This is a genomic window from Brevibacterium sp. HMSC22B09 (genome assembly GCF_001806795.1).
GTDB classification, from domain to species: Bacteria; Actinomycetota; Actinomycetes; order Actinomycetales; family Brevibacteriaceae; genus Brevibacterium; species Brevibacterium ravenspurgense.
In genome coordinates, this window is record NZ_KV786023.1 from 1 (window position 1) to 22,587 (window position 22,587).

Annotated in this window: 20 protein-coding genes, 3 tRNA genes, 1 pseudogene and 1 riboswitch; of the genes and pseudogenes, 17 read left to right on the plus strand and 7 right to left on the minus strand. The window is 60.9% G+C overall.

Annotated features, from left to right (window positions below; translation table 11 throughout):
• The first annotated feature begins 195 nt into the window (after positions 1 to 195).
• The 4 genes and pseudogenes from HMPREF3087_RS07540 (at position 196) to HMPREF3087_RS07555 (ending at position 4,711) form a co-directional block, all read left to right on the plus strand.
• Positions 196 to 2,436 carry a heavy metal translocating P-type ATPase gene (locus tag HMPREF3087_RS07540; RefSeq protein ID WP_256173068.1) on the plus strand — a complete coding sequence of 747 codons (2,241 nt, stop codon included), beginning with the start codon at positions 196 to 198 and terminating at the stop codon, positions 2,434 to 2,436.
• 47 nt (positions 2,437 to 2,483) lie between these two features.
• The gene (locus HMPREF3087_RS07545; RefSeq protein ID WP_070428678.1) at positions 2,484 to 2,795 is read left to right on the plus strand and encodes a metal-sensitive transcriptional regulator; all 312 of its coding nucleotides are present in this window, start codon (positions 2,484 to 2,486) and stop codon (positions 2,793 to 2,795) included.
• Between the two features lie 251 nt (positions 2,796 to 3,046).
• The gene (locus tag HMPREF3087_RS07550) at positions 3,047 to 3,688 is read left to right on the plus strand and encodes a DUF305 domain-containing protein (RefSeq protein ID WP_070428679.1); all 642 of its coding nucleotides are present in this window, start codon (positions 3,047 to 3,049) and stop codon (positions 3,686 to 3,688) included.
• Positions 3,689 to 3,823: 135 nt separating this feature from the next.
• Positions 3,824 to 4,711: pseudogene (locus tag HMPREF3087_RS07555) on the plus strand (dihydrodipicolinate synthase family protein).
• 119 nt (positions 4,712 to 4,830) lie between these two features.
• Here the strand turns inward: HMPREF3087_RS07555 and HMPREF3087_RS07560 are convergent.
• Positions 4,831 to 4,912 (minus strand) — tRNA-Leu (locus tag HMPREF3087_RS07560).
• A gap of 127 nt (positions 4,913 to 5,039) precedes the next feature.
• Positions 5,040 to 5,507, minus strand: a complete 468-nt coding sequence (gene bcp, locus HMPREF3087_RS07565; RefSeq protein WP_070428680.1) for a thioredoxin-dependent thiol peroxidase — start codon at positions 5,505 to 5,507, stop codon at positions 5,040 to 5,042.
• 123 nt (positions 5,508 to 5,630) lie between these two features.
• Between bcp and HMPREF3087_RS07570 the strand changes: the two genes are divergently transcribed.
• The 6 genes from HMPREF3087_RS07570 to HMPREF3087_RS07590 all read left to right on the plus strand — a co-directional run bounded on the left by HMPREF3087_RS07570 (position 5,631) and on the right by HMPREF3087_RS07590 (position 9,674).
• Positions 5,631 to 5,924 (plus strand): DUF3618 domain-containing protein, encoded by a 294-nt coding sequence (locus tag HMPREF3087_RS07570; protein WP_231863960.1) that lies wholly within the window; start codon positions 5,631 to 5,633, stop codon positions 5,922 to 5,924.
• Positions 5,925 to 5,953: 29 nt separating this feature from the next.
• On the plus strand, positions 5,954 to 6,307 hold the full coding sequence (locus HMPREF3087_RS07575) for a GroES family chaperonin (RefSeq protein WP_070428681.1): 354 nt from the start codon (positions 5,954 to 5,956) through the stop codon (positions 6,305 to 6,307).
• 157 nt (positions 6,308 to 6,464) lie between these two features.
• Positions 6,465 to 6,537: transfer RNA gene (locus tag HMPREF3087_RS07580), tRNA-Lys, on the plus strand.
• Positions 6,538 to 7,034: 497 nt separating this feature from the next.
• Positions 7,035 to 7,373: a hypothetical protein gene (locus HMPREF3087_RS10545; RefSeq protein WP_101672458.1), complete on the plus strand. Its 339-nt coding sequence runs from the start codon at positions 7,035 to 7,037 to the stop codon at positions 7,371 to 7,373.
• A 159-nt stretch (positions 7,374 to 7,532) separates the two neighbouring features.
• Positions 7,533 to 8,531 carry an NADP-dependent oxidoreductase gene (locus tag HMPREF3087_RS07585; RefSeq protein WP_070428714.1) on the plus strand — a complete coding sequence of 333 codons (999 nt, stop codon included), beginning with the start codon at positions 7,533 to 7,535 and terminating at the stop codon, positions 8,529 to 8,531.
• A gap of 204 nt (positions 8,532 to 8,735) precedes the next feature.
• On the plus strand, positions 8,736 to 9,674 hold the full coding sequence (locus tag HMPREF3087_RS07590; protein ID WP_070428682.1) for an LppM family (lipo)protein: 939 nt from the start codon (positions 8,736 to 8,738) through the stop codon (positions 9,672 to 9,674).
• Positions 9,675 to 9,750: 76 nt separating this feature from the next.
• On the opposite strand, the gene HMPREF3087_RS07595 is transcribed toward HMPREF3087_RS07590, so the two are convergent.
• On the minus strand, positions 9,751 to 10,272 hold the full coding sequence (locus HMPREF3087_RS07595) for a hypothetical protein (protein WP_256173069.1): 522 nt from the start codon (positions 10,270 to 10,272) through the stop codon (positions 9,751 to 9,753).
• Positions 10,273 to 10,315: 43 nt separating this feature from the next.
• Positions 10,316 to 10,428, minus strand: a riboswitch (SAM riboswitch).
• Between the two features lie 154 nt (positions 10,429 to 10,582).
• Here HMPREF3087_RS07595 and HMPREF3087_RS07600 point away from each other — a divergent pair.
• Complete coding sequence (locus tag HMPREF3087_RS07600) at positions 10,583 to 11,587, plus strand: LppM family (lipo)protein (RefSeq protein ID WP_061941058.1); 1,005 nt, start codon at positions 10,583 to 10,585, stop codon at positions 11,585 to 11,587.
• Between the two features lie 80 nt (positions 11,588 to 11,667).
• Here the strand turns inward: HMPREF3087_RS07600 and HMPREF3087_RS07605 are convergent.
• A tRNA-His gene (locus HMPREF3087_RS07605) sits at positions 11,668 to 11,743 on the minus strand.
• 288 nt (positions 11,744 to 12,031) lie between these two features.
• Between HMPREF3087_RS07605 and HMPREF3087_RS07610 the strand changes: the two genes are divergently transcribed.
• The gene (locus tag HMPREF3087_RS07610; RefSeq protein ID WP_070428684.1) at positions 12,032 to 13,759 is read left to right on the plus strand and encodes a hypothetical protein; all 1,728 of its coding nucleotides are present in this window, start codon (positions 12,032 to 12,034) and stop codon (positions 13,757 to 13,759) included.
• A gap of 96 nt (positions 13,760 to 13,855) precedes the next feature.
• Positions 13,856 to 14,677 (plus strand): hypothetical protein, encoded by an 822-nt coding sequence (locus HMPREF3087_RS07615; protein ID WP_070428685.1) that lies wholly within the window; start codon positions 13,856 to 13,858, stop codon positions 14,675 to 14,677.
• A gap of 87 nt (positions 14,678 to 14,764) precedes the next feature.
• Here HMPREF3087_RS07615 and HMPREF3087_RS07620 read toward each other — a convergent pair whose 3' ends face one another.
• From HMPREF3087_RS07620 to orn, 3 genes are read right to left on the minus strand one after another with little or no spacing between them, the layout of a single operon-like run.
• Positions 14,765 to 15,259 (minus strand): methylated-DNA--[protein]-cysteine S-methyltransferase, encoded by a 495-nt coding sequence (locus tag HMPREF3087_RS07620; RefSeq protein ID WP_305366901.1) that lies wholly within the window; start codon positions 15,257 to 15,259, stop codon positions 14,765 to 14,767.
• Positions 15,260 to 15,287: 28 nt separating this feature from the next.
• Positions 15,288 to 17,003, minus strand: coding sequence for a glycosyltransferase family protein (locus HMPREF3087_RS07625; RefSeq protein ID WP_070428687.1), 1,716 nt, complete (start codon positions 17,001 to 17,003; stop codon positions 15,288 to 15,290).
• A 2-nt stretch (positions 17,004 to 17,005) separates the two neighbouring features.
• Positions 17,006 to 17,629: an oligoribonuclease gene (orn, locus tag HMPREF3087_RS07630; protein WP_370919330.1), complete on the minus strand. Its 624-nt coding sequence runs from the start codon at positions 17,627 to 17,629 to the stop codon at positions 17,006 to 17,008.
• Positions 17,630 to 17,768: 139 nt separating this feature from the next.
• On the opposite strand from orn, the gene HMPREF3087_RS07635 reads away from it, so the two are divergent.
• The 4 genes from HMPREF3087_RS07635 to HMPREF3087_RS07650 are packed head-to-tail and all read left to right on the plus strand — an operon-like array spanning position 17,769 to position 22,339.
• Complete coding sequence (locus HMPREF3087_RS07635; RefSeq protein WP_083272095.1) at positions 17,769 to 19,430, plus strand: DUF8094 domain-containing protein; 1,662 nt, start codon at positions 17,769 to 17,771, stop codon at positions 19,428 to 19,430.
• A gap of 10 nt (positions 19,431 to 19,440) precedes the next feature.
• Positions 19,441 to 20,466: a tetratricopeptide repeat protein gene (locus HMPREF3087_RS07640; RefSeq protein ID WP_070428689.1), complete on the plus strand. Its 1,026-nt coding sequence runs from the start codon at positions 19,441 to 19,443 to the stop codon at positions 20,464 to 20,466.
• Entirely contained in the window at positions 20,466 to 21,254 is a 789-nt protein-coding gene (locus HMPREF3087_RS07645; protein WP_070428690.1) for a hypothetical protein, read from the plus strand. The genes HMPREF3087_RS07640 and HMPREF3087_RS07645 overlap by 1 nt, the downstream gene beginning before the upstream one ends.
• Positions 21,251 to 22,339: a DUF8094 domain-containing protein gene (locus HMPREF3087_RS07650; RefSeq protein WP_070428691.1), complete on the plus strand. Its 1,089-nt coding sequence runs from the start codon at positions 21,251 to 21,253 to the stop codon at positions 22,337 to 22,339. Before HMPREF3087_RS07645 ends, HMPREF3087_RS07650 begins: the two co-directional genes overlap by 4 nt.
• The last annotated feature ends 248 nt before the right edge of the window (positions 22,340 to 22,587 follow it).

Genomic DNA, 22,587 nt, shown 5'->3' on the forward strand with positions numbered 1-22,587 from the left:
TGATGATGCTGCCGTGCTAGCCGCGGTCGATGCGGCGGGTTACCGTGCGTCGAGTGTCTAGCGTGAAACCACCACCCAACCCAACGGCCTGATGAACCCAAAGGCCCTCACGAGGCGTTACACGCTCGATTGATATCGCCCGGATCTTCGGGCACGGCAACATTTCATGATCACCTCCACGGAAAGGAATCCTGCATGTTTGCACGCGACCGCGACGGACACCACCACCCCAACGGCCATACGGCTCACGACCAGCCCCAGTCTGCTAAGGCCACCGCCACCCACACGGATCATCACGCAAGCCACGAAACTGCCATGGGGCACGGTGGGCATGAGCATCATGAACATGCCTCGGGCGGGCACGGCCAGGAGGGCCAACACCATGCCGGCCACGGGGACCACGGTGGACATGCCGGTCACGGCCACGGGGACCACGGAGACCATGTCGGACAGTTCCGGCGGTTGTTTTGGATCATGCTGGTCCTGGGCATCCCGGTGGTCGCATTCAATCCGATGTTCGCCGATTTGCTGGGTTATCAATTACCTGACGCGACCTGGGTGTGGTGGGTCTCGCCAATTCTGGGCACCATTATCTATTTCTGGGGCGGTCAGCCCTTCTTGACCGGGTCCGTCTCCGAGATCCGGGCCCGCCAGCCGGGCATGATGCTGCTTATCGGGTTAGCCATTACGGTGGCGTTTCTTGCCTCCTGGGGCGCAACCCTGGGCATCTTGGATCACGAGCTGAACTTCTGGTGGGAATTGGCCCTACTGGTGGTCATTATGTTGTTAGGCCACTGGATTGAGATGCGATCCCTGGCCCAAACCACCTCCGCTTTAGACTCCCTGGCCGCCTTGCTGCCGGATGAAGCCGAGAAGATCGACGGCGACGAGGTGGTGACGGTCGCTCCAGCTGAGCTGGTCGTCGGAGATGTCGTCATTGTCCGGCCAGGTGCTGCAGTCCCTGCTGATGGCCAGATCGTCGATGGTAGTGCCTCCATGGATGAATCCATGGTCACCGGAGAATCCAAAACCGTCCGACGCGGGCAGGACGACCACGTCGTGGCCGGCACTGTGGCCACAGATTCCGGCCTGCGGGTCGAAGTCACCGCCATTGGAGATGACACCGCGCTGGCGGGGATCCAGAAACTCGTCGCCGACGCCCAAGCCTCCTCATCCAAAGCCCAACGCATCGCCGATACCGCCGCAGGCTGGTTGTTCTGGTTCGCCCTAGGGGCTGCGGTAATTACCGCGCTGGTGTGGTCCATACTGGGCATGCCCGACGCCGCCGTAGTACGCACCATCACCGTGCTGGTCATTGCCTGTCCTCACGCCTTGGGCCTCGCCATTCCGTTGGTGGTCTCCATTGCCACCGAACGTGCGGCCCGTGGCGGGGTGTTGATCAAAGATCGCTTGGCGCTGGAATCGATGCGCACCGTGGATTCAGTACTGTTCGATAAAACCGGCACCCTGACCAAAGGTGAGCCCACCGTCACCGGGATCCACCCGGTCGGGGACCACACCGAAGATGACATCTTGGCGTTGGCGGCGGCGGCCGAAACCGACAGCGAGCACCCCTTAGCCACCGCGATTGTTGGCGCTGCCCGCAGCCGCGACCTCGACGTACCCGATGCCACAGATTTTTCCTCTTCCCCGGCTGTGGGTGTCAAAGCCACCGTCAAGGACACCGTCATCGAAGTCGGGGGCCCTTACCTGTTAGACCACCACGCCCAAGATGAGTTAGCGATTGCTGATCAATGGCGCGACGAAGGTGCCATCATTCTCCACGTCCTAGCCGATGGTCAAATCATCGGCGCGCTGCGCCTCGCCGATGAAATCCGACCCGAATCCCGTGACACCGTGGATGCCCTGCATGCCCATGGGGTTCAAGTCGTGATGATCACCGGAGACGCCCAAGCCGTGGCCGACACCGTGGCCCACGAATTAGGCATTGACCGGGTCTTTGCTGGGGTCCGCCCCGAAGATAAAGCCGCGAAAGTCGCCGAACTGCAAGCCGAAGGCCGCAAAGTGGCCATGGTCGGTGATGGCGTCAACGACGCCCCAGCCTTGGCTCAGGCCGATGTCGGGATCGCCATTGGTGCCGGCACCGATGTGGCCATCGGCTCGGCCGGGGTCATCCTGGCCTCATCAGATCCACGCTCGGTACTGTCGGTCTTTGAACTGTCGCAGGCCAGCTACCGGAAAATGAAACAAAACTTGTGGTGGGCTGCCGGCTACAATATCGCCGCTGTCCCCCTGGCCGCCGGGGTGCTCGCCCCGATTGGGTTTGTCCTGCCGATGAGCGTGGGGGCAATCCTGATGTCGGCCTCCACCGTGGTGGTCGCCCTCAATGCCCAGCTGCTGCGCCGCTTGGATCTCACCCCGGCTGCCAGTGTCGCCAGGTCCCTGGACAGGGCACCCGAAACCTTGGACGCCTAACATGAGACGCTGCTGTGACAACACCGGTGCAACCCGAAAGTAGACCCATGACCAACGCCCCGCATTCCGAATCCGCTGACCACGGCTATATCAGTGACAAAGACCGCTACCTGGCCCGATTGAAACGCATCGAAGGCCAAGCCCGCGGCATTCATCGCATGATCAATGAAGAGACCTACTGCATTGATATCCTCACCCAAATCAGCTCCATCACCTCAGCCCTGAACAACGTCGCGCTGAGCCTACTCGATGACCATGTGCGCCACTGCGTCGTCCGTGCAGCTCAAACCGACGGGCCAGCAGCCGAAGAAAAGCTTTCCGAAGCTGCCGACGCCATCGCCCGCTTCGTCCGCTCCTAAAAACCACCACGGCCAGACGTTCAACCTCCTGCGCCCACTGCCCAAGTGGACCAGATCGATAAGTAAAAGCAGGTCAGCAGGCTACTGACCTGCTCCCAACCTGAGCTGGACCGGGGCCTCGACCCCAGGGCGCTGCGTGGAAGACACCTTGAACACAACGGACACGGCCTCAACGCCCCGACGGTACCCTTAGGGGGTAGTCCTATCTTGGGCGCTACGTCAGATACTTCACTCGTGGAAAGGCTCCATTCATGACAGGAACACCACTACGGCGCCGCATCACCGGCTTGATTGCCGTTGCGGTACTGGGGGCCAGTGTGGTCTCATGCGCCGGACAAGACCAAGACGCCACAAACGCCCCTCAGACCGATAGGGATGGTGTCGGAGTGACAGCCGGAGCCAATCAACCCGCAGAAGTCAACGAGGTGGACCTGCACTTTGTGGCGATGATGACACCACATCATCAACAAGCCGTGGACATGAGTGAGATCATCCTGACCGCCGAGGGCACCAGCGCAGCCACCGCGGACTTAGCCGACCGGATCAAAGTCGGCCAACAAGAAGAAATCGACAGCATGGTCGGCTGGGCTGAGCAATGGGGCCAACACGACCTGATGGCACATCATGCCACCCACATTGCCAATGGCATGATCACCCCAGAACAGCTGGACCAGCTGGAAACACTTGCGGGCGAGGAAGCAGACACCCGATTTCTCCAGCTGATGCATTTCCACCACCAAGGGGCCATTGCCATGACCCAGGACCAAATCGACAACGGCGGCTACCAACCTCTAGTGGACCTAGCCCAACAAATGATTGACATCCAAACCGCTGAGATGCGCGAGATCGAACAACTCCTGGACGCCAAAGGTGAAAGGCTTCTGACTGAGTAACCAGCACGCTGCATCCAAAGGCCACGGCACGGGTATGCCGCCGTGGATTATGGCTGTCGCGGCAATGATGGCCGTGCAGCTGTCCAATGCCCTGTCAGTGCCGGTGATAAACCAGGTTGGATCGGCGGGTACCGCGTGGTTGCGCATGTGTTTCCCCTCACCCCACTCCACAACGACCGCGTCGACGAACAGGCCTTCACGGACCTCATCGAGCGGCTGGCTGCGTCGGAGGTGGATTCGATTACCGCGCTCGGATCGACCGGCTCTTACGCCTACCTCACCCCGGAAGAGCGCGACCGCGTTGCGACACTCGCGGTCGAGCATGCCGGATCGGCTCCGGTGTTCATCGGTGTCGGAGACTTGCGCACCTCACATATCCTCGCCCATATCGATGCCGCAGAACGGGCGGGAGCTTCGGGGGTACTGGTACCCCCGATGACATATCAGCCCCTCACCGACGATGACGTGTTCGAGCTGTATCGCACCGTGACCGAGCACACGGAACTGCCGGTGATCGTCTACGACAGCCCCGGCACCACCCACTACATATTCACCGGCGACCTCTACGCCCGCATTGCCGGCCTGCCGGGAATAGCGTCGATCAAGATCCCCGGCGTTCCTACTGACCCGAAATAAGCGACGGAGCACGTCGCCGCGATCCGTTCGATGGTGCCGGAGCACGTCACGATCGGGGTTTCCGGTGACGCCGTCGCCGCGAACGGCCTGAATGCTGGCTGTGATGCTTGGTACTCGGTAATCGGCGGCACACTGCCCAAGCTTGCCCTCGCAATCACCGACGCCGCGCAAGAGGGCCGCGAGGGCGAGGCTGCGGCAGAATCGGAGCGGCTCGAATCCTTGTGGGGTTTGTTTGCCGAGTTTGGGGGCAGTCTGCGTGTGACCGCTGCGATCGCCGAACACCTGGGCCTAGCACCTCACGGGTGCCTGCCGTTGCCAATACAGGGCCTTACCGAGGCTCAGCGCGCCCGTGTCGTGCAAGTGGTGGACGAGCTCGGTCTTGCCTGACCAGCTGAGTCTCCCCATGCGTACGGGTGCCCGGGTGGGCGGCACCTCGTCAATCAACGGCACCAGGGCATAGAAAACCCCGGGACATCGAGTGAACGATGTCCCGGGACTTCACACTGTGCGCGAGAGGGGACTTGAACCCCTACGTCCGAAGACACTGGAACCTAAATCCAGCGCGTCTGCCAATTCCGCCACTCGCGCGGGCGAACCCAGCATACAAGACCCTGACTTTGGTCAGTGGGGCTCGAGGTGGGTTCGCGGGATTGGGGCGAGGTGCCGAGGTGGTCGGCTGCCGAGGTGGGGAAGCGGCTCGGCTGTTGCCGGTTGGTCAGTCGATGCCGAGTTCGCGGCGCAGACGCTCCACGTGGCCCTTGGCACGTACGTTGTACTGGGCGACCTTCACAACACCTTCTTCATCCAGCACGATCGTGGAGCGGATGACACCCTGGACGATCTTGCCGTAGTTCTTCTTTTCACCGAACGCACCCCATTCGGTCATGACCTGTTTGTCCGGATCAGACAGCAGCTTGAAGTTCAGGCCTTCCTTTTCCACAAACTGGGCGAGCTTTTCCGGTTTGTCCGGTGAAACGCCCAGCACGGTGTAGCCGGCAGACTTCAACGACGACAGGCTGTCACGGAAATCGCATGCCTGCGTGGTGCAGCCGGGAGTCATGGCGCGCGGGTAGAAGTAGACGATGACGGGCTTGCCGCGCAGGTCAGACAGGGTGACGTCCTCACCCGTGTGATCAGTCAGAGTGAAATCTGGGGCGGTGTCGCCGATCTCTAGGCGGGTCATTGCATTCCCTTCGTTAGGAGCCTTGTTCTGCACTTCATTCTGCCACCTGCCTTGCCACCTGCCGCCTGGTGTCAGTCGGTCACGGTAAGCTCGGAGGAGTAAGCAGACTTCCGAAGAAAAGGAATGCGCGTGAGCAACGTCTACACCTCGGACATCACTGTCGACAACGCTTCGAAGGCACAGCTCGAAGAATCCATCCGCCTGCGCGAACAGCGCCTGGCTGCCAACATCGACACCCTCATCGGCGAAGTCCACCCTAAGGCCATTGCCGCTCGTGCAACCGGCCGGGTCAAGGGAGCCGCCGTCAACTCGGACGGTTCAGTCCGCGCTGACACCGCCGCACTCGTCGGCGGCCTTGTTCTCAGCGCTGCAGCGATTGTCGCCCTGGGCATTGTGCGCAGCCAGCGCAAGTACTGATCAGGCATTGATCGGCAAGTATTCGCTGTATGTCTGAAACGTCGCGTACTCGGCCGGCGGCAGAAACCGCCGGCGAGCTTCCCATCCGCATGCTCCACGACCGTCTGCTCGTGGAACCTGACAAGGAAGCGGGGGAGCGCAAATCCTCTGCTGGCATTGTCATCCCCGCAACTGCGGCTATGGGCAAGCGGCTGGCGTGGGGCACGGTGGTGGCTACCGGCCCGAATGTGCGCCAGGTCAGCCTGCACGACACCATCCTGTTCGACCCAGAAGACCGTGCCGAGGTCGAACTCGACGGATCCCTGTACACGCTTCTGCGTGAACGCGATATCCACGCGATCTCGCAGACCGCGGGCGAGGACAGCACCGGCCTGTACCTGTAGCCGCTAGGGCGGCTGCTGGTTTGGCGTCGGGGCTGCCCTCCCTGATCGCACGAGGTGCCGCTCAGCTCGGTCTTGTGCGGTTGGTCACAAAGGCCGGATTTGGGTTGATTTCGATTTCCCACCGCCGCAGGAAGTGTGTATAGTAGTTTCTCGTTGCGCACCTCTAGCTCAATTGGTAGAGCAACTGACTCTTAATCAGTGGGTTCCGGGTTCGAGTCCCGGGGGGTGTACGAATCACCAAGACCGCCGTCCAGCATCGCTGGGCGGCGGTTTCTTTCGTTTGAGGCCTATGCGTTCCCGCCTCATCGATCGTTGCGAGGGGCTGTATTTCATGCGCAGGGTTGACTGGTCGACTGCGGCACGACTATTGTAGTCGTATCAACCTCAGCCGTTGACCCTCCACCGATAAGGAGAGTGCCGACGACTGAGGTTTTCGCGTATGCAGTGGAGGCCGCAAATGCACAGGGCGAGAGATCACAGAATGCCGCTTCGTGAAATCACGACAGCTGTGCTTGTCGACGGAGGCTTCTACCGTAAGCGAGCAGCCGCCCTGCTCGAAACACTGATACCGTAACGACCTCACCACAGCGTCCTTGCAGCTAAAGCACCGGCCTACAGGTGCGTAATGCTCAAGAGAACATTAACCCCACAGCACGCAGGGTGCGGGATTGCTTTTGTTTACGGAAACGAGGGGCAGCTAAGTCCCTACTGTGGGGAGGGCGGTCCGATGTCAGAGTTTGATGACGTCAATAGGTACCTCGAGTCGATGTATCGCGTCTTTTATTCGCTGCTTGCGATTGCTGACGAATCACGTGGACGTGAGCCCAGGCGAGTTTATACGCCGTTCGAACAAGAGCCGTCTCTATTCTTTGACGATGCTTATAGTGCAGTTGTCGATGCTGGCGTGATTATTGAAGATGACGAACTGCTGGCAGAAGCAGTAGCGATCGGGAACGAGTTCCTTGAGGTGCTTGAGGAAGAAGGTACCGAGGAAGACAGGTTCAACTTCAGCTATTACTTCGACCCGTTCGTTGAAATGCACCGTCAGGCGGGCCTGGACGTCTGAAGCCTCCGGATGCAGAGACCGCCACCGAAAGATGGGAGCTGCTGTTATTCCGTTTGGAATTTTTGCCTGCTTTTCAGTGCTGGACTGGGCGAGAAGTGACAAGCATCGAGGCCCAGTTGGTTTGGCAGAAGCCTCATCGGCGAAAGGATGCAGTTCTTCATGACGACTTCTAAGCAGTGGGTTCTGGCTTCCCGCCCCACCGGCACCCCAACTATGGACAACTTCCGCCTCGAAGAGGTGGAACTTCCCGAGCTTTCCGACGGCCAGATTCTCGTAGAGAACAAAGTCACCACGGTTGATCCCTACATGCGCGGCCGGATGAACGATGTGAAGTCCTACATTCCACCTTTCGAAATCGACAAGCCGATGACCGGTGGCGCTGTCGGCATCGTCCGCGAATCCCGCTCCGAAAAGTTCAAAGTGGGTGACGCCGTCAGCCACTCGCTGGGCTGGCAGGACGTCGCCGTCGTCGATGAGTCGGCTGCCAAGCCCGTCGACCTCGACATGGCACCCGCGCACGCCTACCTCGGCATCCTCGGCCTGACCGGTCTGACCGCCTACGTTGGTCTGACCCGCATTGCCGAAATCAAGGAAGGCGATGTCGTGTTCGTTTCCGGCGCGGCCGGCGCAGTCGGCTCGGCTGTCGGTCAGTTCGCACGCCAGCTCGGCGCATCGAAGGTCATCGGATCGGCAGGCACCGACGAAAAGGTTGAGCGGCTTATGGAGCTCGGCTTCGATAGCGCCATCAACTACCGTGAAGGCAATCTTTCCGCACAGCTCAAGGAAGCTGCGCCAGAAGGCATCGACCTGTACTTCGACAACGTCGGCGGAGAACACCTCGAAGCAGCCATTGCCCGCATGAACGAGTTCGGCCGCGTCGCCATGTGCGGCGCGATAGCGCAATACAACAACACCGAAAAACCCTCGGGGCCGCGCAACCTCGCACTGGCCATCGGCAAGTGCCTTACTCTGCGTGGATTCGTGCTCGGCAAGTATCTGGACGCCGCCCCTGAATTCCAGGAGCGCATGGCTCCGCTTGTCCTCAACGGCGACATCAAATACGACGTGACCACCCGCCACGGCATCGAAGCCATGCCTGAGGCATTCCTCGAGCTTTTCACCGGCGGCAACACCGGCAAGATGGTCGTCGAGATGTGACCACTGGGGTTCGCAAGCCGTGGTGAGCTCCTCCTCGTGAGAATGACGAGGGGGATCTCACCACAGGGGCTCCCATCTAAAAGCCGGTAAGTGCGTCTAGACAAAAGCTGAAGATTTCAGCCCTCAACCTTCGCGCCGCCGGCTAAACTTTTGCCCAGATTCACGCCGCGCGAAGGGCGCCGGCGCATTCCGGAGGGCCAACCCATGCAGAATCTGCAGAAGAAACTCACCCGAACATTTGCCGTCGGCCTGATTCTGATTATGGGCTTTGTTCTTGCCGGCTGCGAGGGCGTTGCTGCGGGGAAGCTCAATATTGATTTGAGCTTTGACAAGGAAGGGCGTCTCACAGGCACTTACAAGTTGGTGGTTAACACCGCCCTCGTTGAAGAGGAATTGTCAGCTTCCGGCGCCTCGCTCGACAAGGATGAAGTCAGTAAGCAACTCGACCGGCTGGTCGATGACCTGGAGAGTGACGCCCCAGAAGGGATGACGGTCGAGAAAATCGACACCGGGTCCGAAGCGGGGCTGAACATCACTCTTGACGAGGTGCCGTCCGGCGAATTCGACATCGACGGCCTCGAGGGCCCTGATGCTCTGGTGAACGTCAACAGTGACTTCATCTCGGTAGGTCTGGCGAACCCCGTCCAGCCGGAGGCTCTTCTCAACCACGGGCTGCCGGCAGACCCCTCTGAAGTGCTCACAGAAGCGCAGATGACACTCACTCTGCCAGGCAACATTGACCACGACACCGGCGGTGAGGTCAACGGCAACACCGTGACCTACGACCTGCTCACCTACGACGACTTTGCAATTGCCGTCTCAGCGCCGCTCTCCTCCGGCCCCTTTGCTGCCACCGGCTTCCCATGGATGTTCATGGCCATTTTGATCGGCGGAACCGTTCTGCCGATCATCATTGGGGCAGTGATCGTCGTGATCGTAGTCAAGAGGCAGAAAAAACAGCGGCCAGCACCAGCGTCTCCGGGTGCTTCAATGGCGTATCCGCCGCAGGGGCAACAGTCGGCCAACCCGGGCCAGGTGCCCCACGGCGGGCAGAACCCACCGCGGGGATACCCGGGCCAGCAGCCGCCGCAGAACCCACCTCACGGTTCAGGACCGACGCCGCCCAACCCTCCTCAGAGGTAAGCCTCGGCCGCCCGCTGCTGACACATTCGGCTGAACCGCAGGGCGCAGGCGAAGCTAGCTGGGGTGTTCCGCTTGATCAGTCGGAAACGACCTGCGTATTCCCTCCTTTAGTGAACCTCACCGTGCCCAAGGGCGGCAGGTTCGATCCATGGAGCACGTGGCTGAGTGCGCGGCGGGGCGACTGCGCTTGGTGCAGACGCTCAAGCCATGGCCGCCAGGCTTCAGCGTTGAGTCGAAAATCCGGGAAATAGTCGCCGAACCACTGTTTGAAAAGATGGCCGTGTGCGGTTTCCTGCAATTCGCCCTGCTTCCGCGCACCCGTCAGCAGCTCAGAGAGTAGGAAGTATTGGATCGGGCTGAAGCCGGCATTGTGCAGTTCTTCGGCTGTGTCTTTCCAAGATTGGGGGACGCGCGTGCCGCCCTTGACGACGCTGCCTGCAATGAAATTCATGATGGTCGCCCCTGGGAACGCAGGGCAATGGTCGAGCATGTAGCGAGACCACAGAGGGCGATCAGCTTCAGGGACTTCGCCCCAACCATCCGTTGGGTCGACGTTGTCAGATGTGCCTGTGCCGGTGTTGCCACGGTGAGTAGACATGGGAATGTTCCTTACCGGATCCCGGTGCGTCTGCGCGACGGGATCCATCGACTTGCATGAACGTTTGCTCATGCCGGTTCTTCCCCTGGGGCACCCCGCTCGATGGAGAGGGTTGCCGTGCAGCCAGCCAGGTACTGAAAGCTGCAACTCTTGAACCTGCTGACAACATACTGGAACTGGAGAAACTTCGGGCGGAAGCGGTAACAAATCGTCATATTTGCATACGCGTCCCAAGCTCTCTGTTTGCGGCTAGAATCACGCTCAAACACACGCCGCAAAGTGAAGCAGGGAACCAACCGGAGGCAACCCTATGCAGAACCTGCAGCCGAAACTCACCAGAGCACTGGCCATCAGCCTGGCTCTGATCATGGGACTTGTTCTTGCCGGATGTGGGGGAGTCGCCGCCGGAAAGGCGGACATCAATCTCGACATTGACGAAGATTTGCTTGTCAGCGGCACCTACCAGATGGGTGTTGACCTTGTTCGTCTTGAAAAAGAAAAGTCGATTTTCACATCTGTGCTGAGTGAGAGCGAACTCGATCAACGCGCTGATGAGATGGTCAGCGACTTACAGAACAGTATCCCGGAAGGGGCGACCGTCGAGAAAGTCAAAACCGGTTCGGAAATCGGGATCATGATCACTCTCGACAAGGTTGTGGCCGAGGACTTCGACATCGACGGTGTGCCTGGTCCCGACATCATGCTGGAAAAAGACGGCGGCGTGATCTCGATGAGTATGGAAAATCCGGTTTCGGCTACGGTTCTGGGAAATCTGGGATTCCCTGTGGACCCGTCAGAAACGGTTACTCAAGCACAGCTGACGCTGGCCTTTCCCGGCGACATTATTGATGCCGAAGGCGGTCGCGTCAACGGCAACACCGTGACCTACGACCTTCGCTCTTACGGGCAGAACACTATCGTTGTCAATGCGGAAGCACCCAGCTTCCCGTGGCTGCTCGTATTCGTCATCATCGGCGTGGTGCTGCTGCTGATCATCGGTGCCGTCGTCATCTTCCTGCTCCTCAAAAAGAAGAACGCTGGGCAGCCTGCCGCGCCAGTAGTCAGCGGCCAGTATCCCTATGACGGGCAGACTTCTGCCTATCCGGGATCCGGGCCTTACACGGGCCAGGTGCAGACTCAGGGGTATCCGGGGCAGCCGCCTCAGGGTTCGGGATCGGTGCCGACGTACCCTCCGCAGGGCTCAGGTCCGATGCCACCGCAAGGGGCAGGCCCGGTGCCGCCTCAACCTTGGCAGAGTCCGCCTCAGGGTTCGGGACCGGTGCCGCCTCAACCTCCGCAACCGCCGCAGGCATAAGCCGCCACACCTGTCGAGGCTGCCAACCTCACCCACAAAAAAATTCCCGGGCGCCATATGAACGGTGCCCGGGAATTGACTGGGGTGGCTAACGGGACTTGAACCCGCGACCCCCGCGACCACAACGCGGTGCTCTACCAGCTGAGCTATAGCCACCATCACTGCCGCTTGGACAGCATTGACAATGGTAAGTCACGCTCGGCCGTAAGGCCAAATCGGCTCATGTTTCACTCCGTCGAGCTCAACAGGCGCCTTGCTGAACCCCTGCATTCACACCGCGAACAGTCACGTTCTCACCAGCAGATAAACGAGCCATAACGTTTTCCGTGCAAACTGGGAACTGCAATATGCGCGGCGTAAAATCACTCAGGTGAAATAGCGGTTCACCCACCCGCTGGCAGGTTGGAACCAATCCCCTTTGACTCCCCAGTAGAAAGCCCGAGGATGAAGCACGCTGACGTCAGCTTTGCTGAGGACAGAACTGTCCTGCTGACGATCGACGGCGCCTCGGAACAGTGCCGCGACCTCGGCGCAGCACTTGCGGCCGTCCGCGACGAAGCGGCAATCGACGATCACCCCATATTCGTGCAGATCACCGACGGTGATTCTTCACATTCCGTGGTCATCGCGGCTGATGGAACAGTGGCAACAAGCGAACTTCCCATAATCCAGCCGCAGAACGCAGTAGAGAACAGAGAAGACCGCACTGTCGAAAGCGCGCAAGAATCAAAAGCTCCCGACCAGGGGAGCGGGCTGGAAAATCAGGCGGACACCTCGGCACCCTTCACAGAATCAGCCGTGCCATACGCCTCGGCTGCGGGATCCCCGGAGGGTGATTCCGCACCCCGGCCAGCAAGGGCAGACGGGCCGGTGGAGGAGCCTGGTGGCACCTCGGAAGAAAACGGCACAAGGCGAGCCGCAAGGCGCCACCGCACCCGGCAGGGCAACGGATCACTGCTGACCCGGCTGCTCTCTGACGAACCAAAACCAACAAGGACCGCACGCGAAGACCGCCGCAAACGCAGGCCATCCATGCTGGTGCCGTCAATCGTGTTGGCTGTCATGCTGATCGTGGTCATCGTTCTGTGGGTCATCCCATCATTCGTCGGCGCACCCGACGGCGGGCTGGAAGAAACCTCAGCAAATGTCTCCGGTGGAGCCGAACAGCCCAAACTGAGCCTCAAAAAATCAGACAGCGTCGTTCCCGGATTCAAGAATGAACCTGCGTGGGAACTCCCTGTCGACCCTGCGGCATCAGTCAGTGCATCCGAACGCGGAATCGTCGTAGTCAAAAACCAAACCGTCGACATCTACGACCCGGCAACCGGCCGCAAACGCACAAACATCACCATGGACGGCGATATTCAGATTGCCGCCGAGACCAAAATCAACAACCGCCCAGCCCTCCTGCTGCGCTCAGGTGATACCGCAGAAGTCCTCTTCGACGGTGAAGACAAAACCCACAAGTACGAACTTCCCAAGAACGCCGAAATCTCGCTGGCCGGAACATCACCCATGATCGTCGCAGACGAAAAGCTGTACCACTTCCACGATGACAAAGTGCACCCCGTTGTGGGCATCGAATCCGGCTTCACCCCCATGGGGCTCGACGGTCGGAAGATCATCACCGCCGCCTTCGACGGTGACGTCGCAGTATCCGACACCGACACTGGCCTGACGGAGAAGTTCTCACTCGAAAAACCTGGTCGCGACCTCGTAATCCTCAAGTGGGTGACAGCCGGACACGGCAAAATCGTCACCGTGTGGGGCGAAAGCGGAACTGAACTAGAATCCGACGCCTCTGTGCAGGTCGTAGTCAGCGACACCAGCCAAGGCAAGATCGTGTCAACGGTCGAAGCTCAGGCGAACCGAATCTCCGAAGCCAAATGGGAACGGGGGCAGGGCTTCCACCTGGCAGTATTCGGTCCCTACCTGTTCGACATGAAGACCGGCCTGCTGGTGCGTGACGAGGCAGGCGAAGATGTGCGCTTCGGGGAACCCCGCGGCACATACACGCCCGCAGTGGTCGAAGGCAGCCCCGCAATCGTCGCAGGTGACGCCGCCTACGAAACCAGCAACAACCTCATGGCCGTCGATTCGGACGGCGAATACGCGGTCGTCCGCAGCGAATCCGATACAATCAGAGGCTACGCACAAGCACACGAAGGGTAATAACGGGCGTTGCGCCGTACTTCGGTCAGACGTTCGAAACAGCTGAGCACGCACATTTGAGCACGTACAACGCTGATGCACACACCGGAAGGCGGCATGAGAATCACGTTCAAGCGCCCGGCGATAGCCGTCGCGCTGTGCTGTTTTGCCGCCACCGGCCTGCTGTTTACAGTTTCTGTCCCGGCAGCCTCACAACCGGAAAACGATCCGCCCCCGACTTCAGGCACCCCGTACGAGCCCACTGATCCTGACGGCAATAACAGCCCTTCGCCGTCAGACGAACCCTCCGACGACTCGGTGGACACTTCACCCACGGATGAGCCAAGCGACGAAGCGACGGAGAACCCGACGACGCAGCCGTCTGACGAACCTAGCGACGAACAGACCGGTACTCCGACGAATAAGCCAACCGAAAAGCCGACGGACAAGCCCACGTCGAAACCCACTCAGAAGCTAACTGAGAAACCAGACCCGGAGCAGCCGGACGAACCCGAGGATCCTCCAGCCGACGACCCGCGCCTGCCGCGCACAGGTCCGCCTGGCAGTAGTCCACTGCCTCCCGACGGCCGCTTCAACAGTGACAGCTCTGGCCGGCAGGGCGGCTATCCGGACACCGGCAACAGCGGCACAAACTGGGTTCCGCAGAGCCCCAGCCCCGGTTCTGGCGGCTATGCCGAACAGAACCGCGGTGCGGTCAACGACCCCGTTCCCACTCCTGAAGCCGAACAGACCGAGTCTTCCGAAGACGGCAGCCGCAACTCCGCGCTGAAAGGCAGCCAGGCTGGCGTGGACAATGCTGAAGCTCGCAGCAGCAGCCTGCTGTGGGGTGGCCTGACAATCCTCGTGGGCTTGGCCATCATTGTGGCGGCGTGGCTGTTCCTGCGCCGCTCACAGAAAGACCAGAAGCAGCGCGGCTGAGTGCGCCCCTGGCGCACAATGACGAGGCGGAGCACCAAATCCCGGAGTCTCGGCACCAGGGAGCCCCGGCACCTCGGCACCGGATCTTCAGAACAGCGGGCGGTCTGGCGTGTGCCCCTCAAGTTCCAACAGCATCCGCTTGCGCTCAAGCCCGCCGGCATAGCCGACCAAACCGCCGTCGGCGCCCATCACCCTGTGGCACGGCACGATGATGCTGATGGGATTGTGCCCCACAGCGCCGCCAACAGCCTGTGCCATGCCCGGTTTGCCCAGCTGCCGGGCAATCTGCCCGTACGTGGTCAGTTCGCCAAACGGAATGTCCAGCAGCAGCTGCCAAATGCGCTTCTGACTGTCGGTGCCGTGCAGAGCAATAGGAACATCGAAAGTCTGCCGCTGCCCGGCAAAGTACTCACGCAGCTGCTCAAGTGCCAGTCCGATGACCGGATCACCAGCTGCCGAGGCGGAGCTGAGCTCCCGCCCGAAAACTTCCGGTTCGGGACTGTGCTTGATGGGCACGTGGTGAACTCCGACCAGCTGGTCGTCGTGCGCGATGACAACGGTGGGCCCGGTCGGCAGAGTCACGTGCGCGTGACGGGCTGAGCACATAGGATCAGCGGCCGTCGTTTTCTATGTCCATGCGCTGCAGGCTGATCTGACGTGCCGAAGGTTCGACGTTGGACTTCACAACCGTCTTCTCTGTGACCTCGAAGTTTTCGCGGTATTTGCCGAACAACAGCCGGCCTTGAGAGACGAGCGCTGTTGAGGAATTGAAGATCATGAGCGTAAAGGGGAACAGCAGCCACTGAGCGAGCATCGACACTGAGCGCAGTCGTGAATAGCGCACAGGCCTGGGTGGGAGCAGGTTGACGAACACCAGCAGCGATGTGAGCAGCATGATCATGGCCACCTGCTGGATGGCACCGACCAAGAACGGCATGTTGCTGGTGAATTCCGGTGCGTTTTCGCCGGTGGCACGCAGCACCAGGAACGGCACCCAACCGCCTACGGCGATGATGAGCGAAACACTGGCAAGCGTGACGTGGCTTTCCAACAGCAGGATGAACTGACACAGCGTGCGGAAGAACTTGGGCTTCGAATTGGCCCAGCCTTTAACGGCGTACGGAACGTCAGATGCTCCGTAGGACCAGCGGGACAGCTGTTTGAACTGCGCTTTGATCGACTGGCCCAGGTTCCCCGCCAACACCGCGTCCTGATAAATGGGCACGTGCACCGGGATCACCCGGTAGTTGCCGTCGAAGTGGAAGTACGACCGCCAGAACTGGTGGCCGTCTTCGACGATGGTGCGCGTGGACCAGAAGTCCATGTCGATAAGCGCATCGAGCGGCTGCGAATGTGATGCGAAGTTCCGCAGCGAAAACGGCCGGACCGTCTGTGTGAGATTGAAGAAGCAGTTGGCCGATGCGATCACGCGGGTGACCGCGGGGGCATCCCAGATGTTCGACAGGTACAGCGCGATCGGCTGATAGGACGCCCGCTGACGGTCTTCAGCCCGAATGTATTCGTAGGCGACGTAGTCGAAGTAGCTTTCGTACGGCTTGTTGTCACAGTCGAGAGTGGTGACCATGACTTCGGCAGGGTCGTAGCCGTTTTCTTCCGCCCACATGGCTGTGCGCCGGCCGGCGTAGGTGATGTTGCCGCCCTTGCCGGTGATTTCACCGGGGATATCGCGGGGGTGTTCAACGAGTTCGTAGGTGCCGAACTTCGCGCCGTACTTTTCCTTCAGCCGCTGCGCCGTCAGCTGCATGTCCGGGCCACCGCGCTCTTCGTAGGCGAAGAAGATGTGCAGGTGATCCGCCGGTGTCGTTGTGTACAGCAGCCCGCGGATGGTCGGTTCGATGACTTCGTACGGTTCGTTGTACGCCGCAATGATGACTGCGTGCTGCACCCTGGCCGGGTGCGGGTAGTTCTGGGGGTTCTTCTGCACCTGCCGCAGCAGCTGCCGATGCTGGGCTGCCCTGAACGATCCCGGTGGGGTCGGCGGGACTCGTTTGCCGTCCAAGACCAGCGCAATGTCCAGCAAGCGTGCATTCCAGTCCACGCGGGCAGCCAGGCGAAAACGCCGCAGTCCGCGCACAAGGTCAATCGCACCGCGCACACCCCGAATGAACATGTAGGCGACGATTGCCAGCACCCACAGCGCACCCCACGTGGGGTTGATGAGCGACAGGATGACGACAGCCGCGAGGTTCCCGTAGCTGAAGAGCGCCGGGATCATTTCGAAGAAACGGTAGCGGGAGTCCCGCTTGCCCAGCGGGATTTCGTTGCCTTCGTTTGTCGGCAGAAGGGGAGCGGCGGTAGTGCTCATGTTCAGCTGTCTGCCGAGGTGCCTGGGGACTTCGGCTGGTCACTTTCGGCTGAGTCGGTGGGGAAGTACTCGGAGGTGATCTCCGATGCGATCTTGGCCGAAGCTGTTGAATCCGGGGCGTCTGCCGTGAACACCGCACGACGGTAGTAGGCGAGTTCGGCAATGGAATCGAGAATGTCGCCAAGGGCCCGGTGGTTGCCTGTCTTGGCAGGAGCGGAATAGTACGACGACGGGAACCAGCGCTTGGCCAGTTCCTTAACCGAGCTGACGTCGATGATGCGGTAGTGCAGATAGTCGACGAGTTCCGGCATCTGCTGCTGCAAGAACATTTTGTCAGTGCCGACTGAATTGCCGCCCAGCGGCGCCTTGCCGGAAACCGGGACGTGCGAACGGATGTAGTCCAAGACGTGCTTCTGTGCGTCGGCAACCGTGGTGCCCTGGTCGAGTTCGTCGATCAGCCCGGATTCGCGGTGCATGTTCGTCACGAAGTCGTTCATGTTGTTCCGCGCGGCCTCAGACGGCTTGATGACGATGTCGATGCCGTCGTCAAGCGGTTTGAGGTCGAAGTCGGTGACAATCGCCGCGACTTCGATCAGTTCGTCCGTGCCGACCTCAAGGCCGGTCATTTCGCAGTCAATCCATACAATTCTGTCTACAGCCACGACGCCCATATTAGCGGTGCGGTCTGACACAGCCCGCTGAGCGTGAGCAGACCGCTGAGAGTCCGCCCAGAACTCGGCTTTGTCGGGTACGTAGAATGGACAGTTGAACCGCAAGCTGATCGAAGGGGAGCGCGTGCGCTCAATTGCTGCAGTCGTGATGATCGTCCTGGGCGCTGTACTCGGCGTCGTCGGAGTTCTTCAGAAGACCGTGTGGGCACCGCCGGAAAACATTACGGCGACCACGCAGACTGATGAAAGCTCCGCCGCGGCCGTCATCGAGCCCGGAGTTCTCAACCTGTATCCCGGTGGAGCCCAGGTAACCGTTAAGGGCACCGGCGACATTACCGTTGCCCACGCCTCGAAGCCCAACGTCGAAGCGTGGCTCGGCGAAGCCTCCTACCTCGACATCACGGGGCTGAAAACCCAAGAAGAGCTGCGCACAGAAAAAGTTGCCGGCGAAGAAGACAGCGTGCCCAACCCCGCGGGAGCAGACCTGTGGGAAGACTCCACAACCGAACCCGAACAGGTGACCTTCACGTGGGACGAACCGGCTGGCGACACCTCGTTCTTGATCGGCAGCAGCGAAAAGACTGACCTGCAGGTCTCGGTTACGTGGCAGAACGACGCCACCAACGCGTGGTCGACCCCGCTGATCGTCATCGGACTCATCCTCATTGTTCTGGGCATCCTGCTGTTCATTTCCGGCACCAAAGCGAAGAAGCGCGAAAAAGAACGCGAGCAAGCGCGCCGTGAGCGCCGCCGCCGTCTGGCCCAGATGGGTTCGGCGTTTGCGATCGTTCCCGGCCTGGCGCTCGCAGGCTGTGGTGCACCCGAACTGCCCGAACCGCAGCCGTTGGAAACTCCCACCGCGCCGGCTGCCTCCGTCACCGACGAACAGCTTGAACGTGTGCTGGAGGACATCCACACGACTATCAAGGAAGCCGACGACAAACTCGACACGAAGAAACTCGGCGAACGTGCCGACGGCAGCTTCCACCAGCAGCGCGAAGGCGCCTACAAGATCAAGAAGAAGGATAAGAAGGCCAAGCTGCCGGCCGCCCCAGCCTTTGACGATGTCAAGGTGAACTTCACCTCGGCAACCGACTCCTGGCCGCGGATCACATCGGCAGTCGTCAGCGGAAACGACCAAACCCAGCTGGTCATGCTCAGCCAGCAGGACCCCCGCAGTCCCTACCGCCTATGGGCGCTGACCGTGCTCCTGCCCGGCGCTGAATTCCCAGAAGTCGAAGATGCGCGCGTCGGTTCAGGCCTCCTGGCGGCCGATCAGGACGGCCTGGTCATGACGCCCAAGCAGACCGTCGAAAACTACGCTGAAAAACTCCAGAAGCCCAACAAGGCCAAGCGCAAGGGCGACTTCGAAGACGACGCGTTCGCCAAACAGGAACTCGAAACGTACAAGAAGATCAAGAAGGAAATCGAAAAGGGCAACGGCTCGGCCAAGGTTGAGTACAGCCCCGGCAAGCAGATCGCAGCCCAGTCGACCACCGACGGATCGGCCATCGTGATCGGCTCGGCAGTGCAGACTCTTTCCCTGTCACCCGAAACGCGCGAGGGCCAAACCGGCGAACTCACAGTGCCCAACCCGCAGGCCAAGGTCGTCGGCGAAAGCAAAACCCAGCGCACACTGCAGACCGAATACACACAGGTCTACGCATTCGTCGTGCCCAAGAAGGGCGAAGGCAAGGTGCGCCTGATCGGCGTTTCAACCGCCATGTCCGACGCCAAACTCAGCGGCAACAACTGACGAGGAGAACATGACTATTCCCCAGCAGCCCGAACACCCCGGACACGGCCAGCAGGCAGAAGGCCCGCAGGCCGGCCAGCCGAACCAGCCCGGCCAGCCGGGAGCCCAGGAAGGCCAGCCAGGAGCCCAGGAAGGCCTGGACCTTTCAGCGGTTCGCGGACACGGCACCTCGGCAGCTTCGGCACCGGGCGGTGCGGCACAATCAAGCGAGGCACCCGGCCCCAACCAGGTCGAAGTTCCCGCACTCGCCTTCGAAGTGAACGAGCAGACCTTTGAATCGGCCGCCCGACTGTCGATGGAACTGCCCGTGGTGCTCGTGCTGTACTCCGGCCAGCAGCCCGAAAGCCAGCAGATCCTGCCCGTCATGCAGAAGATCGTTGAAGACCAGGCTGGTCGCGCAGTGCTGGGACTCGTGGATGTTGCCACCAGTCCCGCCATCCAGCAGGCATTCCAGGTGCAGGCCCTGCCGACGGTTGTCGCCGTCATCAAGGGCCAGCCCGTTCCGCTGTTCCAGGGTATGCAGCCCGAAGCGCAGATCCGCCAGCTGTTTGACCAGATCGCACAGGCGGCGAGCCAGGCCGGACTGCACAAAACCGCGTGGGTTAAAGGCGCTCCCGGGCAGCAGGGTCCCCGCCACCCCGAAGCGCTCGAAGCACTGGAAGCCGGCGACCTCGACCGTGCCGAACAGGTGTACAAGAACGCACTGGCCGAATCACCGGCAGATGACGAAGCGAAAGCCGGCATCGCCCGCGTCGGTCTGCTGCGCCGCACCCGAGACAAAGACCTCGCCGCTGTGCGACAGGCCGCAGCTGACAACCCATCGTCCGTTGATGCGGCAATCGACTGCGCCGACCTCGACGTAGCAGGCGGCCACGTAGAAGACGCATTCACACGACTGATCACGCTCATCGGAACCACCGCAGGCGACGACCGCGAAAAACTCCGCGTACACCTGCTGGACCTGTTCGACGCCGTCGGCGCTGAAGACGCACGCGTCGTCAAAGCCCGCGGCCGTCTGATGCGCGCACTGTTCTGATGACACGGCTTCTGAGCGCCGGACTGCTGGCGCTGGTTGGAGTTCTCGGCTTGGTGCTGGTGACATCAGCACTGTCCGTTGTCGGCTTTGACGGGCAGGCCCGCACCGAGGCGATGACCGCTGACGAACGCAGCCAGGCAGTCATGATCGACCAGCAGCTGATTCCCGTGACCAATGCTGTGGCGGAGGTCAGCGTCGAATCCGACAGTCCCGTGTTCATCGGAACCGCCAACGGGGTTGACGCTCGCAGCTACCTGTCGGGCACCGCGCACGACGAAGCCACCAAGATCAAACTGCCGGGCGAAATCGAGCACAGGTTCGTAGCCGGGGGAGACTCCCTGCCGACTGATCCCGAAAGCCGCGACTGGTGGATTGCACAGGAAACCGGGACATCGCCGAAGGTGCGGCTTGGCCTCGACAGCAACCCGCAGATGGTCGTTGTTGCCGCACCTGAAGGTGACCTCGCTGACGCCAAAATCACCGTCACGGTTGACACGCCCGGTGTTGTTCCTCTGGCACTCATCGGCCTGGCTTTCACAGTGCTGGCCTTCGCGGCTGCAGTGTGGCTTTTCCTGTCCTGGAAGCACGACCAGCCGAAGGTCGCGGTGGGCCGCCGACGCGGTGCGGGCGAACAAGATGCCGAGGCGCCCGGCACCCGGGTGCCAGAAGGCGAGGAGCCGGGCGGCACCTCGGCAGCAGATGGGGAGCCGGACGCTCAGGTGCCAGAAGGCGGGAAGCCGGGCGGCACCTCGGCAGATGTGAAGAAGACAGCGGAGGGAGCCCGATGAAGCGCGCACTCAGCCTGATGACGGCAGCCTTTGCGGGACTGGGGCTGCTGAGCGCGTGTGCCGGCGCGCCGCCGATTGCCCGGCCTGCGGTTCCGCAGTCCAGCGAATACGCGAAGGCGCCGCTGCGTGCCGGCGATGGTTCGGAGTTCATCACCGACTACACGAAGAAACTGCAGAAAGCGCTTGCTGATGACGGCAAAGGTCTGGATGAAATTCAGGGCGGACCGATGCTCGACCGCACAAAAGCTGAAGTTCTCGTAGCGAAAGCCGAAAAGAAGAAACTCGGCACGGTCGGCTTCGACAAGGTGGTTGCAGGCGGGCCGAAGCAGTCGGAGTATCCGCTGTGGTTCTTTGCCTTCGCCAATGCTGACGATGCCGAATCCGGCACGCAGGCTCTCCTGGTGACGCGTGAAGACGCCAACAGCGAATGGACAGTGCAGCAGGGACTTTTCATCGACCCCGAGCGGGTGCCGAACCTCGCACTGGAAGACGGCCAGGTTGCTGAGGCAGGCAAACAGTACGCCGTCGATTTCGGCAAGACCGTCACCGCGGTCAAGGACTACCTCAGCGGTGCGGGCAAATCCGGCGGCGGCGATTCGCTGGATGACTTTGACTTAAGCGGCGACGGCTTCAAGGGCTACCGCGACTACGTTGACGAGTACGCGAAAGACACCAAATCGTTCAAGCGCGTTGAATCACGCTGCCAGCCGTACACGGAAATCGACTTCGAAAAGTACGCGGTGAAAGCTGAGGGCGGCGGCGCTGTTTCGATGGCGGAAATGCGGTGCACCATCACACTCGAGGTGCCCGACGACTTCAACTTCACACTCCCCAAACAGGTTTCCGCCATCACCACGGGGAAGAAGAACGGCAACCGCGTAGAAATCGAAGCGTCAATCCCGTTCCTCATTGAAACCAGCAAGGACAAGACCAAGCTCACCAGCCCCGACTGGTTCCCACTGTCCGGCAAACAGACCTCCGCAAAGGGTGGGGGCAAGGACAAGGGCGAAGACAAAGGCAAGGACGAAGGCAAGGACGAAGGCAAGGGTGAAGGCAAGAGCAAGGACGAAGGCTCCGGCGACTGAGCCGCGCTGGCCTAGGTTGGCTCAGGCTGGTTTTGGCGGTCGGGGCGCGCCCTTAAGCCTGGTTACCACCGGGTAGCAACAAAAACTCCCGTTAGCAGTTACGGCTAAAGCGCAGATTCCGGCTAAGGGGTGTCTCGGTGCGGCTAAGGCGTGGATTTGTTGCTAACGGGTGTTTTTGTTGGTGGATTGGCTGGCCGAGGTGCCGGCTGACTGGCCGAGGTCTCTTCTGGGGGCGAGGCGCCTTCTGG

Excerpts from the sequence above, each read along its gene's own strand:
- HMPREF3087_RS07650 (WP_070428691.1), top strand. The coding sequence starts at position 21,251 with ATGAAGCGCGCACTCAGCCTGATGACGGCAGCCTTTGCGGGACTGGGG.
- HMPREF3087_RS10545 (WP_101672458.1), top strand. The coding sequence starts at position 7,035 with ATGTCAGAGTTTGATGACGTCAATAGGTACCTCGAGTCGATGTATCGC.
- HMPREF3087_RS07585 (WP_070428714.1), top strand. The coding sequence starts at position 7,533 with ATGACGACTTCTAAGCAGTGGGTTCTGGCTTCCCGCCCCACCGGCACC.
- HMPREF3087_RS07545 (WP_070428678.1), top strand. The coding sequence starts at position 2,484 with ATGACCAACGCCCCGCATTCCGAATCCGCTGACCACGGCTATATCAGT.
- HMPREF3087_RS07595 (WP_256173069.1), bottom strand. The coding sequence starts at position 10,272 with ATGTCTACTCACCGTGGCAACACCGGCACAGGCACATCTGACAACGTC.
- HMPREF3087_RS07550 (WP_070428679.1), top strand. The coding sequence starts at position 3,047 with ATGACAGGAACACCACTACGGCGCCGCATCACCGGCTTGATTGCCGTT.
- HMPREF3087_RS07575 (WP_070428681.1), top strand. The coding sequence starts at position 5,954 with ATGTCTGAAACGTCGCGTACTCGGCCGGCGGCAGAAACCGCCGGCGAG.
- HMPREF3087_RS07640 (WP_070428689.1), top strand. The coding sequence starts at position 19,441 with ATGACTATTCCCCAGCAGCCCGAACACCCCGGACACGGCCAGCAGGCA.
- HMPREF3087_RS07590 (WP_070428682.1), top strand. The coding sequence starts at position 8,736 with ATGCAGAATCTGCAGAAGAAACTCACCCGAACATTTGCCGTCGGCCTG.
- HMPREF3087_RS07610 (WP_070428684.1), top strand. The coding sequence starts at position 12,032 with ATGAAGCACGCTGACGTCAGCTTTGCTGAGGACAGAACTGTCCTGCTG.
- HMPREF3087_RS07645 (WP_070428690.1), top strand. The coding sequence starts at position 20,466 with ATGACACGGCTTCTGAGCGCCGGACTGCTGGCGCTGGTTGGAGTTCTC.
- HMPREF3087_RS07615 (WP_070428685.1), top strand. The coding sequence starts at position 13,856 with ATGAGAATCACGTTCAAGCGCCCGGCGATAGCCGTCGCGCTGTGCTGT.
- HMPREF3087_RS07625 (WP_070428687.1), bottom strand. The coding sequence starts at position 17,003 with ATGAGCACTACCGCCGCTCCCCTTCTGCCGACAAACGAAGGCAACGAA.
- HMPREF3087_RS07570 (WP_231863960.1), top strand. The coding sequence starts at position 5,631 with ATGCGCGTGAGCAACGTCTACACCTCGGACATCACTGTCGACAACGCT.
- bcp (WP_070428680.1), bottom strand. The coding sequence starts at position 5,507 with ATGACCCGCCTAGAGATCGGCGACACCGCCCCAGATTTCACTCTGACT.
- orn (WP_370919330.1), bottom strand. The coding sequence starts at position 17,629 with ATGACCGGCCTTGAGGTCGGCACGGACGAACTGATCGAAGTCGCGGCG.
- HMPREF3087_RS07600 (WP_061941058.1), top strand. The coding sequence starts at position 10,583 with ATGCAGAACCTGCAGCCGAAACTCACCAGAGCACTGGCCATCAGCCTG.
- HMPREF3087_RS07540 (WP_256173068.1), top strand. The coding sequence starts at position 196 with ATGTTTGCACGCGACCGCGACGGACACCACCACCCCAACGGCCATACG.